13 protein-coding genes and 2 tRNA genes are annotated in these 16,266 nt (G+C 61.6%); 7 read left to right on the top strand and 8 right to left on the bottom strand.

What is annotated here, in order from left to right:
- Nucleotides 1-93 precede the first annotated feature (93 nt).
- Both A6764_RS05870 and A6764_RS05865 read right to left on the bottom strand, forming a co-directional pair.
- Complete coding sequence (locus A6764_RS05870) at nt 94-2,061, bottom strand: dynamin family protein (protein ID WP_143862567.1); 1,968 nt, start codon at nt 2,059-2,061, stop codon at nt 94-96.
- Between the two features lie 8 nt (nt 2,062-2,069).
- Nucleotides 2,070-3,743 (bottom strand): dynamin family protein, encoded by a 1,674-nt coding sequence (locus A6764_RS05865; protein ID WP_255309672.1) that lies wholly within the window; start codon nt 3,741-3,743, stop codon nt 2,070-2,072.
- 192 nt (nt 3,744-3,935) lie between these two features.
- Between A6764_RS05865 and A6764_RS05860 the strand changes: the two genes are divergently transcribed.
- Genes A6764_RS05860 through A6764_RS05845 form a run of 4 tightly spaced genes read left to right on the top strand, consistent with a single transcriptional unit; the run spans nt 3,936 to nt 8,009 of the window.
- A complete protein-coding gene (locus tag A6764_RS05860) occupies nt 3,936-5,507 on the top strand; it encodes a spore germination protein (RefSeq protein WP_065067082.1) in 1,572 nt (523 codons plus the stop codon).
- Complete coding sequence (locus A6764_RS05855) at nt 5,504-6,610, top strand: GerAB/ArcD/ProY family transporter (protein WP_065067083.1); 1,107 nt, start codon at nt 5,504-5,506, stop codon at nt 6,608-6,610. Before A6764_RS05860 ends, A6764_RS05855 begins: the two co-directional genes overlap by 4 nt.
- On the top strand, nt 6,603-7,847 hold the full coding sequence (locus A6764_RS05850) for a Ger(x)C family spore germination protein (RefSeq protein ID WP_176703271.1): 1,245 nt from the start codon (nt 6,603-6,605) through the stop codon (nt 7,845-7,847). The genes A6764_RS05855 and A6764_RS05850 overlap by 8 nt, the downstream gene beginning before the upstream one ends.
- A gap of 12 nt (nt 7,848-7,859) precedes the next feature.
- Nucleotides 7,860-8,009 (top strand): hypothetical protein, encoded by a 150-nt coding sequence (locus A6764_RS05845; RefSeq protein WP_162836709.1) that lies wholly within the window; start codon nt 7,860-7,862, stop codon nt 8,007-8,009.
- A gap of 73 nt (nt 8,010-8,082) precedes the next feature.
- On the opposite strand, the gene A6764_RS05840 is transcribed toward A6764_RS05845, so the two are convergent.
- The 3 genes from A6764_RS05840 to A6764_RS05830 form a co-directional block, all read right to left on the bottom strand.
- Nucleotides 8,083-8,607, bottom strand: a complete 525-nt coding sequence (locus A6764_RS05840; protein WP_029098562.1) for a type 1 glutamine amidotransferase domain-containing protein — start codon at nt 8,605-8,607, stop codon at nt 8,083-8,085.
- A 77-nt stretch (nt 8,608-8,684) separates the two neighbouring features.
- Nucleotides 8,685-11,138: a heavy metal translocating P-type ATPase gene (locus A6764_RS05835; RefSeq protein WP_083989800.1), complete on the bottom strand. Its 2,454-nt coding sequence runs from the start codon at nt 11,136-11,138 to the stop codon at nt 8,685-8,687.
- 173 nt (nt 11,139-11,311) lie between these two features.
- Complete coding sequence (locus A6764_RS05830; protein WP_065067084.1) at nt 11,312-11,680, bottom strand: ArsR/SmtB family transcription factor; 369 nt, start codon at nt 11,678-11,680, stop codon at nt 11,312-11,314.
- Between the two features lie 275 nt (nt 11,681-11,955).
- On the opposite strand from A6764_RS05830, the gene A6764_RS05825 reads away from it, so the two are divergent.
- Genes A6764_RS05825 through A6764_RS05815 form a run of 3 tightly spaced genes read left to right on the top strand, consistent with a single transcriptional unit; the run spans nt 11,956 to nt 14,325 of the window.
- On the top strand, nt 11,956-12,204 hold the full coding sequence (locus A6764_RS05825) for a FeoA family protein (RefSeq protein WP_029098560.1): 249 nt from the start codon (nt 11,956-11,958) through the stop codon (nt 12,202-12,204).
- 2 nt (nt 12,205-12,206) lie between these two features.
- A complete protein-coding gene (locus A6764_RS05820) occupies nt 12,207-12,938 on the top strand; it encodes a FeoB small GTPase domain-containing protein (RefSeq protein WP_029098559.1) in 732 nt (243 codons plus the stop codon).
- The gene (locus A6764_RS05815) at nt 12,916-14,325 is read left to right on the top strand and encodes a nucleoside recognition domain-containing protein (RefSeq protein ID WP_065067085.1); all 1,410 of its coding nucleotides are present in this window, start codon (nt 12,916-12,918) and stop codon (nt 14,323-14,325) included. Before A6764_RS05820 ends, A6764_RS05815 begins: the two co-directional genes overlap by 23 nt.
- Before the next feature lie 345 nt (nt 14,326-14,670).
- Here A6764_RS05815 and A6764_RS05810 read toward each other — a convergent pair.
- The 3 genes from A6764_RS05810 to A6764_RS05800 form a co-directional block, all read right to left on the bottom strand.
- Nucleotides 14,671-14,747, bottom strand: a tRNA-Pro gene (locus tag A6764_RS05810).
- Nucleotides 14,748-14,781: 34 nt separating this feature from the next.
- Nucleotides 14,782-14,858, bottom strand: a tRNA-Arg gene (locus A6764_RS05805).
- 88 nt (nt 14,859-14,946) lie between these two features.
- Nucleotides 14,947-16,152 carry a prenyltransferase/squalene oxidase repeat-containing protein gene (locus A6764_RS05800; RefSeq protein WP_264622447.1) on the bottom strand — a complete coding sequence of 402 codons (1,206 nt, stop codon included), beginning with the start codon at nt 16,150-16,152 and terminating at the stop codon, nt 14,947-14,949.
- Nucleotides 16,153-16,266 lie beyond the last annotated feature (114 nt).

Raw genomic sequence — 16,266 nt, 5'->3', positions numbered from 1 at the left:
GGCCAGTGGCGCCGGCAAACGCAGAAAAGCGGCCCCGTGACGGGGCCGCTTTGTTCGTTTTGCTGCGCCGGTTCTCGTCTCGCCCGGTGTCGCTCAAGCCAGTTCGGCAGCCACGCGCTGCAGCTTGCCGGCCAGTTCGTCCAGATCCAGATTCATGTCCAGCGCGGCAAACACGCCAGTAAAGTACGATTCCACCTGCTCCGCCGCACGGTTCCGCTCGTCCGCCGCCACGGCCGCAAACAGGGCGGAAAACTGCTCGCCCAACTGCTCGCTGCCGGCCGCGACGTAAGCGGCGACAGGTTCCTGCAGCAGCTTTTCCAGTTGGTCGCGCAGTTTTGCCTTGCCGTCCTGTTCAAAAAAGTCCTTCGTGTTTTTGAACAGGGAAAGCGCCGGCTGCAGGGCTGACGCTTCCACCGGAAGCTCTTCGGCAAACGGCAGCGTCTCCGTCTGGCGCGGCTGGTACGGAGCCAACGTCAGCCCGGCGGCGTGCCGCTGCACGTCCCGCTGCCACTGCTCCACCAGGGAGGCCCCCAGTTTGTTGACGAACTTTTCCAGCCGCAGCGTCGTGGCCCTCATTTCCTGCGCCAGGTCGTAGCTGATCGACCGCAGCAGGTCGGCCAGACAGCCCTGCAGCGCCTGCTTCATGTTCCGCCCGTCTTCTTTCAGCACGGCCGGGTTGAACGCGGCGTTGAACAGCTCGTTGAACCGGAAGAAGAGGCGCTGTTTCACATAGTACAGCAGTTCCTCCCGCTCCTTGGCCAGATCCCGTTCGGCCGATGCGGTCGACAGCTCGGCCACCGCCGCCAGCGCCGCACGTTTCGCCTCTTCGGCGGCCTGGCGCCGCGCGAGCCGCTCGCTTTCGTCCGCCTGCGCCATCCGGATGAACTCGGCCAGCGTGTCGTGTGCCCGGCGGATTTCCCCCATCGCCGCATTGACGGCAATGGTCGTCAGCTCTTCCAGGGTAAAGCGGAGGAAATCCCGCTCAAACCCGGCCATGCCGGACAGTTGAAATGCCTGTTCCGCCGAAGGCAGCGGTTCGCCCTCCGCCGTGCCGGTGCGCTGGCGGTACACTTTTTCCGCCGAGGCGGTCAGCTTGCCCGCCTCGTGCATCCGGGCCAGCAGCGCCGTCTGGCTGGAGACGGGATAGATCCGCGGATGGCGGATGCCGCAGGCGAGCAGGTTTTTCTCCACGTGCGCCACCACGCCGTCCAGTTCTTCCCGGGAGGAGGCGAGGTCGGCGGCGTTGACGATGAAGAACATTTTGTCCATCTCGAAGGTGTCCTTCACGCGGCCCATCTGCAGCAAAAACTCCCGGTCCGCCTGGGAAAAGGCGTGGTTGTAGTAGGTGACGAACAGCACCGCGTCGGCGTTTTTCATGTACTCAAAGGCGACGCCGGTATGGCGGGCGTTGATCGAGTCCGCTCCGGGCGTATCGACCAGCACGATGCCCTGCTCGGTCAAGGGACACGCGTAAAAGAGCTCGATGTACTCGGCAAAGCAGGCTTTCTCCTCTTTGGCCACAAAGCCTTTGAACGCCTGCATGTCGACGATCAGCTCGCCCCCCAAATGGGGAGCCATGTCGCCCAGCCCCTTGGTCACCGCTTTCAAAAAGGTGAAATGCGGTTTGGCTGTCGGCGGAATGTGCGCCACGTCGATCTTGTCCAGTTCGGCCAAGGCCTGCTCCAGCCCGTCGGCCGACAGGCCAAAGACGGCCAGCGAGCGCAGCACGTCCTGCTCCACCGCTTCCCGGCTCTTCAGGACCACCCGCACCGTCCCGTGCGGATGGCGGTCGGTCGGCGGCATGATTTTGTTGATCGCCGCCGTCGTCGGATTGGGGGACACCGGCAGAACCAGATCCCCCATCAGCGCGTTGGCAAACGACGACTTGCCGGCGCTGAACGCCCCGAACAAGGCGACCGTAAAGCGGTTGGCGGTCAGCCGGTCGGCACGCTCCCGCATCGCCTCGGCCTGCGCCTGCATCCCCGGCACCGCCGCAATTTCATGGCTTGCCCGCCGCAAGCGCTCCGCCGCGGCGAACAGTTTCTCCCTCAGTTGGTTCATTGTCTCCGTTACGCTCCTTCACGCAAAATCGCTCGCAGCCGCTCTTTGGCCGTCCGCTCGCTCTCTGCCAGCGCGGCCAGCCCGGCGTGGATCTCCACCAGGTCGCGCAGTACGCCCAGCCGCGCTTGCAGCGCTTCGGCCTCCGCCTCCGCCTCTTGCCGCAGCCGCGCCGTCACCTGCTCGATGAACGCCAGTCCTGCGCGGTGGTACTCCGCCTTGATCGCGTTGGAAATGTCGGAACAGTAGTTCATCACGTATTCGCGCGTGCCCGCTCCGTCCTTCACAAGGGCGGCGAGGAACTCGGCCGTCACCTCGATCCGCGTGGCGTGCACGGCGGCGTGGTAGTCTTCGTCGCGGATGCCGTACGCTTCCGGCAGCTTGCTCATCAGGTCCTTGAAGTGGAAGTCGAGATTGCCGGCCACCTTTTCGCGGACATCAGCCAAGAGGGCGTCCAGCCGCTTGGCCCGCTCCTCCTCCGTTTTTCTGGCGGCAAAGAACAGGCCCACCTTGAATCCCGGCTTGCGGCTTTCCAGATAGCGCTCCGCCGCTTCGTTGGTGCTGTAGTACGTCAGCCGCGCGTTGTCGAGCAGGGCGGTCAGCTCTTTTTCCATCTGCTTGCGCGCCTCCTCCGCCCGGCTGGCCAGCGCGGACTGTGCCGCTTCCGCCTCCCGGAGCGCCGCTTCCGCCTGGGCGGCGTCGCTCTTGTCCACACCGTCCACCGCCAGAGTCTCCAGCCTATTTTCCAGCGCTTCGCGAGCCGCCGCGCTGCGCTGCGCGATCCCTTTTATGTGCTCGTCGATCAGGTGCTCCGCCGAGTGGACGACGCTCTCCCCGATCAGCCTCTCCCGCTCGCCGATCAGCGCCAGCAGCTTCTCCCGAAACGCCTCGTACTGGTTTTCCGGGTGGTCCGGCTCCGCCAGCGACGTGTAGAAAATGCCGTCCGGCCGGATGTTCCACGTGGCGAACGCCTCTTCCACGCTCTCCTTGTAGCTGTCGAAATCAAGCTCGAAGTCGATGTGCTTGTCGATCATGTTGACGACCAGGTAGACCGGTTTTCCGCGGTCTTTCAGCGCTTTGGTAAAATTGAAGTTTTCCTCCGCCTGCACGTGGTTGTAGTCCATCATGTAGACGACCACGTCCGCCAGGTGCAGCGCCGATTCGGTCGCGATCTTGTGGGCGGCGTCGGTGGAATCGATCCCCGGCGTATCCAGAAGACTGGAGCGCTCGTCCAGGAACGTCCCCGGATAGGAGACTTCCACCCATTCCACGGTGTCCCCGTCCACGGCAAACTGCTTCAGCTTTTCCATTTCGGTGTCAGGGTCAAAGATCAGAACGCCGCTGCTGCGCGTATAGACGCGGGCCGCCTTTTCCCCGCCGCGGATTTTGACCACGTTGGCGCTGGTGGGAATCGGGTTAGACGGCAGCAGATTGACGCCCAACAGCGTGTTGATCATTGTCGATTTGCCGGCGGAAAAGTGGCCGCAAAACGCGATGTTCAGCTCTGCCCGCCGCGTCTTCTCGGCAAGCTGCGCCATTTTCCCCGGCGTCGTGCCGTCTCCCGTCTCTTCCATCATCGATCCGATCCGTTCCAATGTATCTGCAAGGCGGGCAAAATCCGTATCCCGCTCCATTACCTGTGTGTCAGGCACCCCTACCATCCTCTCGTCTTTCTTCCTCTCCATTCTCCTATTCTACCATGCCGAATGTACCACACCTCCTCCGGTTGTTCAATTCTTTTGCGCGAAAGCGGACATGGAACTTCCATGCAGGGGCGGACAGGCACCGCCGAATCCGCCGGGTTCGCATAATTCCGCTCGTTTCTGGAAAAAATCGCACTAACAGGCTTGCGTTTCCATGACAGGAGGGACCTCCAGGTGTTTCGCAAATACATGAGGCCGACGAAAACGATGGCTTCGCAGTTGAAGCGACGCCCGCAGCAGACGCCCGCCCTGTCCACCCCGCTCTTCGCCCGTCTTGAGGAAAACCTGTCGGCCATCAAGCAGACGTTGGGCAACCCGCAGGATCTGATCGTCAGGCCATTCACGATCGACAATGCCTCGCAGGCGTGCGCCGTGGTCTGCATCGACGGACTGGTGGACTCTGATCTCATCAATGACAAGGTCGTCAAGCACATCCAGTTGATGCTGCCGGCATCGGGAAAGACGCTCCCTCCCCCGGGGGAGGAGATGCTGACGTTCCTCTTGAACGAAGTGCTGTCCACCATCGAGGTAAAACGGGAAACGACGTTTGAAGCCATGTATGACCGGGTTCTCGCGGGAGACACCGCCCTGTTTGTCGACGGCGCGGCCCAAACCATCCTGATCGACAGCCGGGGCTGGGAGACCCGCAGCATCGACGAGCCGGTGTCGGAAGGACTGGTGCGGGGACCGCGGGAAGGGTTTACCGAGAACATCCGCGACAATACGATGCTCGTCCGGCGGCGGGTCAGGGACTGCCAGCTCCGCTTTGACACCATGAACGTGGGACGGCGCAGCAAGACCGATTTGATCATCGCCTACATGCAGGACATCGCCCATCCCGCGATCGTGCAGGAGGTGAAGCGGAGACTGGCCACCATCGACGTCGATGAAGTGGAAGAATCGGGCTTTATCGAGCAGTGGATCGAAGACGACTTTCTTTCGCCGTTTCCGCAGTGCCAGGTGACGGAGCGGCCGGACAAGGTGGCCTCCGCCCTGTTTCAGGGCAGGGTGGCCATTTTGCTGGACGGCAGCCCGATGGGCCTGATCGTGCCGGTTACCCTAAGCATGATGCTTCATTCACCGGAAGACTTTTACGAGCGCTGGATCGTCGGAACGCTGGCCCGGATGCTTCGCTACATCGCCGCGTTTCTGGCGGTCTTTTCTCCGGCGTTGTACGTCGCGCTCGTCACCTATCATCCCGGACTGATTCCGTCCGATCTGGCCTTTTCCATCGCGGCGACGAGAGAAGGCGTTCCGTTTCCGGCGTTTGTCGAAGCACTGCTGATGGTGGCGACGATGGAGCTGCTCCAGGAGGCGGGTCTGCGCCTGCCCAAACCGATCGGTCAGACGGTGGGGATCGTCGGCGGGTTGGTGATCGGCGAATCGGCCGTATCGGCCGGCCTCGTCAGCCCGGTCATGGTCATCGTCGTCGCCCTGACGGCGATCGCCTCGTTTGCCATCCCCGCGTACAACCTGGCGCTGACGTTTCGCATGATCCGCTTCGGCGTGATGTTCGCCGCCGCTGTCTTTGGCCTTTACGGGGTGGTGCTCACGTTTATCGCCATCTTTATTCACCTGGCCAATCTGACGAGCCTGGGTGTTCCGTACCTGACGCCGTTTGCGCCCCAACTGCTGCACGACTGGAAGGACCTGGTCCTGCGCGCTCCCGTGACGTTTATGCGAAAACGGCCGGAGACCGCGCAGCCAACGGACGACACTCGCATGAAGACAGGGGATGCGCCATGAACAACGTTTCCTATGCGGATCAAAAAATCGGCAGCAGGGAGATGGTGATCATCATCGCCAACGCCGTGATCGGTGTAGGCATCCTCACCTTTCCCCGCTCGATTGCAGATGAGACCGACGCGTTTGACGGATGGATTTCCGTCCTCATCGCCGGCGCCGCCGCCTGTCTCATCGGCTGGCTGTTGGGCAGGCTGGCCAGCCGGTTTCCCAACCACACCTTTTTCGAGTACGTGGCGCTGATCGCCGGACGGCCGTTCGCGTATCTGCTCACCCTGCTTTTCGGCGTGTACAGCACATTGCTGGCCTCCTTTGAAATCCGGGCGGTCGGCAATATCGCCAAGCAGTATCTGTTCACGACCACGCCGGTGGAGATGATCACGCTGGCCTTTTTGCTGATCGTCCAGTACGCCGCGGCAGGATCGCGCATTGCGCTTTTGCGCCTCAACCTGCTGTTTCTGCCGATCGTGCTGCTGGTCATTTTCATGGTCCAGGTGTACACGCTGCGCTTTTTGGAATGGGAAAACGTCCGGCCGTTCTTCTCTTCCGACTGGATGAGCCTGCTCAAAGGCGCGAAAGGAGTGGGCCTGTCCTTGTCCGGCTCGGAAATCGTGCTCTTTTACACGGTCCTGATGAGACGTCCGCAGGATGCCCCCAAATCGGTCATCGCGGGGCTGGCGATTCCCATCCTGCTGTACATGACGATTTACATGCTGGTCATCGGCGTCTTTTCACCGGCGGTTGCCAAAAACCTGACCTATCCCACCATCGAGCTGGCCAAAGGCGTCGAGGTGCCGGGTGGGTTTATCGAGCGGGTCGAATCCCTCTTTTTCACCATCTGGATCATGACCATCTTTAACACCTGCACCATCTGGTTTGATCTGGCCCTTTCCACGCTGCGGTCCATGTTTTCCCGGCTTTCGAAATTTGCGTGGCTCCTGATTCTCTCGCCGATTGTCTACCTGATTGCGATGACGCCGCAAAACCTGATCCAGTTTTTTGCCTTTGGCGACCGGCTCAGCTACTTCGGAGCGGTGATCGCCTATGTCATCCCGGTCCTGCTGCTCGCCATCGCCAAACTGCGGGGGGTGAAGGACAGTGGCTGACCGCCGCTACGTTCGCGCCGCTCTGATCGGGCTGTGCGCCTTCCTGACAGCCGGCTGCTGGGACCAGGTGCAGATCGAGGAACGCGGTTTTGTCATCGGCGTGGCCATCGACTTCCCCCGATCCACGGCGGCGGAGGAAAAGGCGGACAGGGAAGCGCCCGACAAGCCGGAAGGACGGCGCCGGTTTTTGGTCACCCACCAGTTCGTGGTACCCGGCGGGCTGGTTTCCGGCGCGCAGGAAAGAGGCATCCAGAACAGCGCCAACCAGGCGTTTTTGAACCTCGCGTCGGAGGGGGATTCCCTGCTGGAGATCTCCAGTGAGCTGGCGACCCGGAGCAGCCGGATTCCGTTTTACCAGCACCTGAAAGTGGTGATCATCTCCGAAGCGGTGGCCAGGTCCAATTACGCCTTTGCCGACGCGCTCGACTTTTTCCTGCGCGATCCGGAACTGCGCCGGAGCAGCAAGGTGATGATCGCCAAGGGGGACGCCCGGCCTGTCCTGGAAATTTCCCCCCGCAACGAGAAACTGCCGGCCATGTACATCAACTCCGTGGCCGAAAACATCCGCAAAACCGCGCGGATGGTGCCGGAAGTACGGCTCGGCGAAGTCCACGAGAATCTGGTGAACGAGCTCAGCTTTGCGCTCCCCCGCATTACGTCGAACGAAAATGAAGTGAAAGTGGCCGGTGCGGCCGTGTTCCATGGACAATCCAACCGCTTGGTCGGTTTTTTGGGCGAAGAAGAAACGGAAGGCTTGAATTTCCTCACTGACCGCGTGAAGGGGGGCATGCTGAAAACAGCGGTCGGCCGCGACCTGGTGACGTTTAACGTCCAGACGGCCAGTCGGGACATCCGGGCGGATATCCGTCACAAGGAGCGGATGCGATTCGTCTACACCATCACGTGCGAAGGCGTGATCGACGAGTCGTTCAAGCGGTTGAATTACCTGAACGAGAACGCGACAAAAACGCTGCAGGACAACGTGGCCAAAGAAATCGAGCGGCTGGCCCGCGACACGATCAGGAAGGTGCACAAACAGATGAAAACGGACGTTCTCGGGTTGGGCAGCCACTTGAAACAGGAGCATCCCCACCTGTGGAAGCAGATCAAATACGACTGGGACCACGGCAGAAATTACTTTGCGTCGAGCGACATCGACGTCAAGGCAAACGTGTTCATTCGCAACGTGGGCGAAGTAAACATGACTGAAACCCGCGACAGGCTCGAGGTACGTTAGGACGGTGTCGCCATGTGGCAGAAGCTTTTCGGAATGCTCCCCCCGTTCATGATATTCGCCGGGGCGGTCCTGTCCGTACTGATTCCGTGGACCGTCCGCAGCATGTTTCGCAAGCTGCGCGCATACGGCGATCCGCCGTGGAAAAACGAAAAGCGGGAATGACCGCAAAAAAATAGACCATCCTCTGCAGCATCTGCAGCAGAGGACAGTCTCTGACGCCACTCTCTCCTCGGTGTCAGCGATTGGCCAACAAATCGGCAAACGCCTTGGCATAGGCGGGCAAGTCGGGCGGACGGCGGGAACCGACGATGTGCCCGTCCACGACCACCTCTTCATCCACCCAGATCGCGCCGGCGTTCTCCAGGTCGTCCTTGATGCCGGGCGTGGAGGTGGTGGTGACGCCCTGCAAGATTTTCGCCGACGCCAGCACCCAGCCCGCGTGGCAGATGTGGCCGATCGGCTTTTTCGCCTCGTGCATCGCCCGGACAAAGGAGAGCACTTCCGGATAGCGGCGCAGCTTGTCGGGGGCCCAGCCTCCCGGCACCAGTACGCCGTCGTACTCGGCCGGATTCAGCTCGGACAGGGATTTGTCCGTCTGGCAGGGCACGCCGTATTTGCCCAGGTACGTCTGGTTCGCCTGCGGGCCGGCCAGGTGCACCACGGCCCCTTCCTCCCGCAAGCGCATCACCGGGTACCACAGTTCCAAATCCTCGAATTCCTGTTCCACAAAACACACGACCCGTTTTCCTCTCAGTCGCACGGCGATCAGCCTCCTTTTGCTCGTCTCCCCTTCATTCTACCAAGTTCCCGCGGAAAAAGGCAGCAGCGGGCTGCCGCCTAGCCCGCCGCCTGCCCGGCACGGACCGGAAGCGGACGGGAGCGGTCGGCGGACCGCAGCAGCCGCATGCCGTTGGCGATCACGATCAGGGAGCTTCCCGTGTCGGCCAGCACGGCCATCCACAGCGTGGACCAGCCGAACACGATCATCAGCAGGAAGACCGCCTTCACCAGCAGCGAAAACGCGATGTTCTGCTTGATAATGCGCAGCGTCCGCCGGCTGAGGCTGACGGCGTAGGGCAGTTTGGACAGATCGTCCGCCATCAGGGTGATGTCGGCCGTTTCCAGCGCCGTATCCGATCCGGCACCGCCCATGGCGATGCCCACGGTCGCCGCAGCCAGCGCCGGCGCGTCATTGACGCCGTCTCCCACCATGGCCACGCCGGCGCCAGCAGACTGCCACTCCCGGATGAGGGTGAGCTTGTCTTCCGGGAGCAGTTCGGCATGGCAGTCGATGCCCCCCAACTCGCTGGAGACGGCGCGGGCCGTGCCCCGGTGATCCCCGGTCAGCATGACCACCTGCTCGATCCCCAGGGAGCGCAGTTCCCGAATCGCCGTCCTGCTGGACGGACGGACCGCGTCGGCGAGCGTGATCAGCGCCACCACCTGCTGTTCCGTGCCCAGCACCATCAAGGTGTGGCCGGTCTCGCGAAGCTGCTCGATCCGCTGCTCGACCCGCTCCAGCGAGAGCCCCACGTCGCCGGAGATCCACCGCGGGTTTCCGAGCACGTACGTGATACCGTCCACCCGGGCTTTCACCCCGCCGCCGGGGACGGAGACAAACTGATCGCTTTCGGGGATGGCCACGCCCTCCTGCTTCGCCTTGCGGACGATGGCCGCCGCCAAGGGGTGTTCCGACCGGGCTTCCACGGCGGCGGCGATGGCGAGAACCTCCGCCTCCGTCAGAGCGGACACGGGAATGATCCCGGTCACTTCGGGATGCCCCTGGGTGAGCGTCCCCGTCTTGTCAAAGGCCATCACCGACACGGCACCGAGCCGTTCCAGATGGACGCCCCCCTTGATCAAAATCCCGCTGCGGGCGGCATTGCCGATGGCGGAGACGATGGAGACGGGGGTGGAAATGACCAGCGCGCAGGGGCACGAGACGACAAGCATCATCAGCGCGCGGTAAAACCAGTCCGCAAACGGCTGCTGGAACAGAAGCGGCGGAACGACGGCAATCGCGACCGCCACGGCGATCACCGCCGGCGTGTAGTAGGCGGCGAAGGCGTCGACAAAGCGCTGCGACGGCGCTTTTTGCGCCTGCGCTTCTTCCACGAGATGAACGATCCGGGACAAGGTGTTGTCCTCGGCCCGTCTGGTCACCCTGACCGTCAGCGCCCCCTGCTGGTTGATCGTACCGGCGAACACCTCGTCTCCGGCCCCCTTTTCCACCGGAACGGACTCGCCGGTGATGGGCGCCTGGTTGACGGACGACCGCCCGTCGGTCACGACGCCGTCCATCGCGATCTTTTCCCCCGGTTTGACCAGAATCGTATCGCCGACGCGGATCTGTTCCACCGGAAGCGTCAGTTCCCGACCGTCGCGCAGGACGAGCGCTTCGGCCGGCGCCAGTTCCATCAGGCTGCGCAGCGATCGTCTCGTCCGGTCCATGGTATAGGCTTCCAGCGTTTCCCCCAGCGAAAACAGGCAGACCACCGCCGCTCCCTCTGCCCACTCGCCGATCGCCACTGCCCCGATGACGGCGATCGTCATCAGAAAGTCGATGCCGACCGTGCGCGACTTGAGGCCGTACAGGCCGCTTTTGGCGATGCGAACGCCGCCGGCCAGGATGGACAGCGCGTAGAGCAGCGTGACCAGCAACTCCGGTGCCGCCTGAGCGAATCCCAGGCCCCAGGCGGCGAGAAACAAGAGGGAGGCGGTCACGGTCGACCAGGCTTTTTTGTTCTGCCGCCAAAAGCCCCGCTCCTCCTCCCGCCTGTTCGCTTCCTGCTCCCGGACGGCTTCGTAGCCCGCCTGGCGGACGGTGTCGATCACGCGGTCAACCGCCGTCCCGTCGTGCTCGACGGTCATGATCGCCGCACCGAAATTGACCTGGACGCGATGCACGGCGGGCAGGGCTCCCACCTTTTTCTCCAGCTTTTGCGCGCAATCGGCGCAGTCCATCCCGCGGATGCGGAAGCGAGCCGTGGCCGTCCCCCGCTGCTGCGGGACGACGTCGTAGCCCAGTTTCCGGATCGTGCCGACAATCTCCTCATGCGTCGTCCGATGCGGATCGTAGCTGACGCTTGCCTTGGCGACGGCGGCGTTCACTTCCGCCCGCGCCATCCCGGGCAGCCGGGCCAGGCTTTTCTCCAGACTTGCCGCGCAGTCGGCACAGTACAGACCGGTCAGGGACAGCGTTTCGCTGACGGTCTCAACGGCTGTACCGTTCCCGCAGCATCCCGTTTCCGCGTGGGAGGCCGCTTTGCAGCACTCGTCCGTTTTGGCCATTCGTTCCACCCCACTCAAACATATGATTAATTGTTCATGTATTTCATCCTCAAGATCATCTTATTTTTTCCGGCTGCAAAACGTCAACACCATTTTCCCCGGGAGGCCAGCCGCGCATGCAGGCCGCAGCGCACACAAAAAACCCGCCTGCCAAGCAAGCGGGCCTCGGACGATCAGCCGTGTTTCATGTGCTGAAGCGTCTGCACGAATATCTGTTCAATATGATCGTCGTCCAGCGAGTAGAAGACGGTTTTTCCCGCCTTTCGCCGTTTGACGATGCGCAGATTTCGCAGATAACGGAGCTGGTGCGACACCGCCGACTGCCCCATGTCCAGAGCCGTGGAGATGTCGTGCACGCACAGCTCCCTGTGCAGCAGGGCGTAAATGATCTTGACCCGGGTAGGATCGCTCAGCGCGCGAAACAGATCGGCGAGCGCCCCGGCCGTGTCCTCGTCCATCATGGCTTCCTTTATTTCAGCGGCCGTCGGTTCCGACCCCTGACACGTCTCGTCACAGGCATCCTGCATCTCGTTTGATACCATCCAGTCACCACCCCAAAAGAGAACCGTTACGATTTCCATTATAGCAGAGAAATGAGCCAAAGTCGTGCCGAATGCCTGCCGCTCTCCATCGGCAGCCAGGAGTGTTGCCCAAAGGACGAAATGTTGCACCGGAGAAACTTTTTGTTTCTAAGAAAAAATAATTGTACTATACTAACAGTAAGAACCTGATCCAACATTGGCACATATTTTGTAAGCAAAAATTTGCCCTCGGCAAACATTTTGTCCCATGCGAAAAGCACAGGGGGTGGAATCACATGGCTTCGACCACAATCCCGCTTTCCGAGGCAAAAACCGGAATGCGGCTTGTTTTAACCGGAATCAACGTGCAGGGGGTCCTGCGGCGAAGACTGCTCGACCTCGGGTTCGTCCCGGGAAACGTCATCGAGGTCCTGCAGAAAAGTCCGCTCGGCGATCCGGTCGCGTTTCGCGTGAACAATACGACGATCGCCCTGCGCAGGGAAGAGAGTTCGCAGATATTCGGAAACATCTTGGGAGGTGAATGAACATGCGCATGTACACAATCGCCCTGGCCGGCAACCCCAACACCGGAAAGAGCACGCTGTTCAACACGCTGACCGGCCTCCGCCAGCACACCGGAAACTGGGCGGGAAAAACGGTGCTGACGGCCGCCGGCGAGTTTGTCCACCACGACGTCACCTACCGGGTGATCGACCTGCCCGGCACCTACTCGCTGTATTCCAACTCCGCCGACGAGGAAGTGGCGCGCGATTACATCATTTTTGAACAGCCCGACGTGACCGTCGTCGTCGTGGACGCCACGTCGCTGGAGCGCAACCTGAACCTGGCGCTACAGGTGCTGGAGATGACCAACCGCGTCGTCCTCTGCGTCAACCTGATGGATGAGGCGAAGCGGTTGGGCGTTCATGTCGACGTAACCAGGATCAGACAAAAGCTGGGCGTGCCGACGGTCGCCATCTCGGCCCGCAACCGGACGGGGATCGACGAGCTTTTGGAACAGGTGGAAAAAGTGGCGTCCGGCAAAATCATCCCGCAGCCCGTGACGATTTCCTACAGCGCGGAAATCGAGCAGAAAATCAAGGAGCTGGAGCCGCATATCCTGCGCCTGTTGGGCACGCGTTTTCCGCCCAGATGGATTGCGCTCCGGCTGCTGGACGGCGACGAGAAGCTGCTCGCCTCCCTCAAGGCGCACCTCGACACCGTCGCAGCGCCCGGATTGAAGGAGGTTGTCCCCCATGAGCAGATCTCTTGCCACTGAGAGACCGGACTCGCTCGATTCGCTGTTTGCCCTGGCCCAGAGCATGGCCGGCGGAGACGCGATCCGCGACGGAATCGTCCGCGACATCTACCAGACGTCCCGGACCATCTGCCGGGAGGCCGTCCGCTACGAAGACCCCAAGAAGCTGGAAAGCACGTATCGGCTGGATAAAATCGTCACCTCGCCCATCTGGGGCTTCCCGATCATGCTGGCGATTCTCGGCGTCGTGTTCTGGATCACCATCGCCGGCGCTAACGTCCCGTCCGGGATGCTGGCCGACATGTTCGGCGTCATCGAAGGGTACCTGACGGCCGCGTTTCAGGCCGTTCACGCGCCTGACTGGCTGCACGGCCTGCTCGTGCTCGGGCTGTTCCGCGGGACGGCCTGGGTCGTCAGCGTCATGCTGCCGCCGATGGCGATCTTCTTCCCGATCTTTGCGCTGCTGGAAAACTTCGGCTATCTGCCGCGGGTCGCGTTCAACATGGACCGGTTGTTTAAAAAGGCGGGCGGGCACGGCAAGCAGGCGCTAACCATGTCGATGGGCTTCGGCTGCAACGCTGCGGCGATCATCTCCACCCGGATCATTGAATCGCCGCGGGAGCGGATGATTGCGATCCTGACCAACAACTTCGTCCCCTGTAACGGACGCTGGCCGACGCTGATCCTGCTGGCCTCGCTGTTCGTGGCCGCCGGTGTCGCCAGCCAGTACCACACGCTCGTCACGGCGCTCATCGTCATGGGCATGGTGCTGATCGGCATCGTCGTCACGCTGTCCGTCTCCTGGCTCCTGTCCAAAACGGCGCTGCGCGGCGTCCCCACCCACTACACGCTGGAGCTGCCGCCGTACCGGAAGCCGCAGATGCTCAAAACCGTGCTGCTCGCTTCCAAGGACAAATCCCTGAGCGTGTTGACCCGGGCGGTCGTCGTCGCCGCTCCGGCCGGCGTGATTACCTGGATCCTGGGCAACGTGACCGTGGGCGGCGACAGCATTTTGAATCATCTGGCTTCCGTTTTCCAGCCGTTCGCCCACGCGCTCGGACTTGACGGGTACATCCTCATGGCCTTTCTGCTCGGGCTGCCGGCAAATGAAATCGTCCTGCCGATTCTCCTGATGGGGTATCTGTCCTCCGGCGCGATGGTGGACACGGACGGCATGGACAATATCAAGGACATCTTTTTGGCGCACGGCTGGACGTGGCTGACCGCGCTGAACATGATGCTGTTCTCGCTCCTGCACTATCCCTGCGGCACGACCCTGATCAACATTTACAAAGAGACCAAAAGCGTCAAATGGACCGTGCTGTCCGCCCTGATCCCGCTGTCCATCGCGGTTGCGGTGACGTTTGTCATCGCGCAGACAGCGCGGGCATTGGGCTGGGTGGCGTAAGCACAAACAGACCGCCAGCGATCGCATTCTGGCGGTCTTAGTGTGTAGACAAAGTCGCTGCTGGGGGGAGAAGCACGTTTCCGGCGGTCTGTTTGTCATAGTGGCCATGACTGTTCCCGCAATGTTTGTTTCCATTGTTCTTTCGCCTTGCGCATCGATCGCCTCGGTAGATGAAGCAGTACGTCAGAACGAAAAAAACCTGAAAATCAAGGAAAATCCTGATCTTCAGGGCTGCTGTATGTATTGGTGCCGGCATAGGGACTTGAACCCCCACGGTTTCCCTCACGATTTTGAGTCGCGCGCGTCTGCCAATTCCGGCATCCGTCACGTCCGGAAAAATAAAAATGGTCGGGAAGACAGGATTTGAACCTGCGACCTCTTGGTCCCGAACCAAGCGCTCTACCAAGCTGAGCCACTTCCCGACTGGAGGCGAGATGGGCTCTCGCCTCTACCATATGGCGTGCCCTGAGAGATTCGAACTCCCGACCTTTTGATTCGTAGTCAAACGCTCTATCCGGCTGAGCTAAGGGCACGTATCTTTTATTTGTTTCGCACCGTGGCGACAATTCAATACTATACAGGGGAGACAAGAAAAAATCAACCAGAATTTTTTTCCATTCGCTAGTTTTTTTTCGCAAGTTCCCGGGAAAGGTACACGAGCAGCATCCCCGCCAGGTTGACGTACGTGCTGGGGACATCCGCTTCGTCCGCCAATCCGCCGTTTGGCTGCTGCACGGAAAACAAGTAACGCTCCCCGTCCCGCATTCGCTCGGGCCGAACCGGCACGGCCTGGCTGCCCAAGAGAAACGCGAGCGTGGACAGGGTAAACGTCCCTTCCCACTGGCGATACGCGCCGCTGTCATCCATGTGGTCAGCCATCACGGAGAGCGGTTGGGCAAACAGCCAGCGTTCCCGCAGAAGCCAGGCGGACCAGCCGGTGGCAAACCAGCGAGCGTAGGCGGGGCGCATGGCCGTCTCTCCGCGCTCGTCCAGCATGACGGCGATCACGCCTTTTTTCCGGTCGACAAAGCGGGAAAACTGCCGCTTCAGGCGCTCCGCGATCGCATCCGCACGCGGATCTCCCAGCAGATCGGCGGCCGCCCGCAGCCCGAGATAGGTTTCGGCGTTGTCGGCGGCGTATTTCACCTTGTACAGCCGGTAGCCGGACAAGGGCGTGTTCGCGTTCCCCTCGCGAAGCTGATACGAGCTCCAAAACAGGCCGTCCGTTTCATCCAGATTGTGCCGGACGAGGAAACGGTACGCCCGCTCCGCCGACTGCCGCAGTTTTGCCTTCAGATCACGGTTCTTCGTCCGCTTGTCCGCTTCGCCGGCCACGTACAGAAACAGCGCCATGGTGGTGTCGACGCCCCGGATGGCCGCAAACCGGCGGTAGCTGCCCGGCAGCGCAGGCACATAGGCCTCCCCTTCGCGACGATACGAGAGGTGCCAGTCCCCTTCGGCCGTCTGTACGCTCATCAGCCACCACAGACCGCGTTCCACCGCCCGCCAGTAGGCGGACTCCCGGGTCAGGTCGTAGGCCTGGATCAGGCCCATCAAGGCGTAGAGCATGTTGGAATCCGTATTGATGTAGCCCGATTCGTTCATCGCCCCGTGCTCGTCCTGACGCTCCAGGATAAAGCGGGCGGCCCGCTCCAGGCGCTGAAGCCGCTCGGAGCGGATCGCCCGGCGGTTCGCCTCCTCTGCGGCATCGGCTTTCCGTACCAATGCTTCCCCCGCCCTGCTCCATTCCCCGGCCAGCGCGGCCGTCCCTTGTCCTGACAGCAGCATTCCGCACAGCACCAGCGAAATCAGCCTGCGTGTCTTCACGTCCGTCCCTCCTTCGCACGCCTTAGCGTCCCCCAAAAGGCGCCGATCCAGCCGGAATGTGGGAAAGAAGGGGGAAGAATCCGAGACAGCCGATGTTTGCAAAAAACAACGCCC

This window comes from Brevibacillus sp. WF146 (genome assembly GCF_001673705.2).
GTDB classification, from domain to species: Bacteria; Bacillota; Bacilli; order Brevibacillales; family Brevibacillaceae; genus Brevibacillus; species Brevibacillus thermoruber.
Note: the sequence above shows the minus strand (reverse complement) of the source record. Positions and strands in the feature narration are given on the sequence as shown.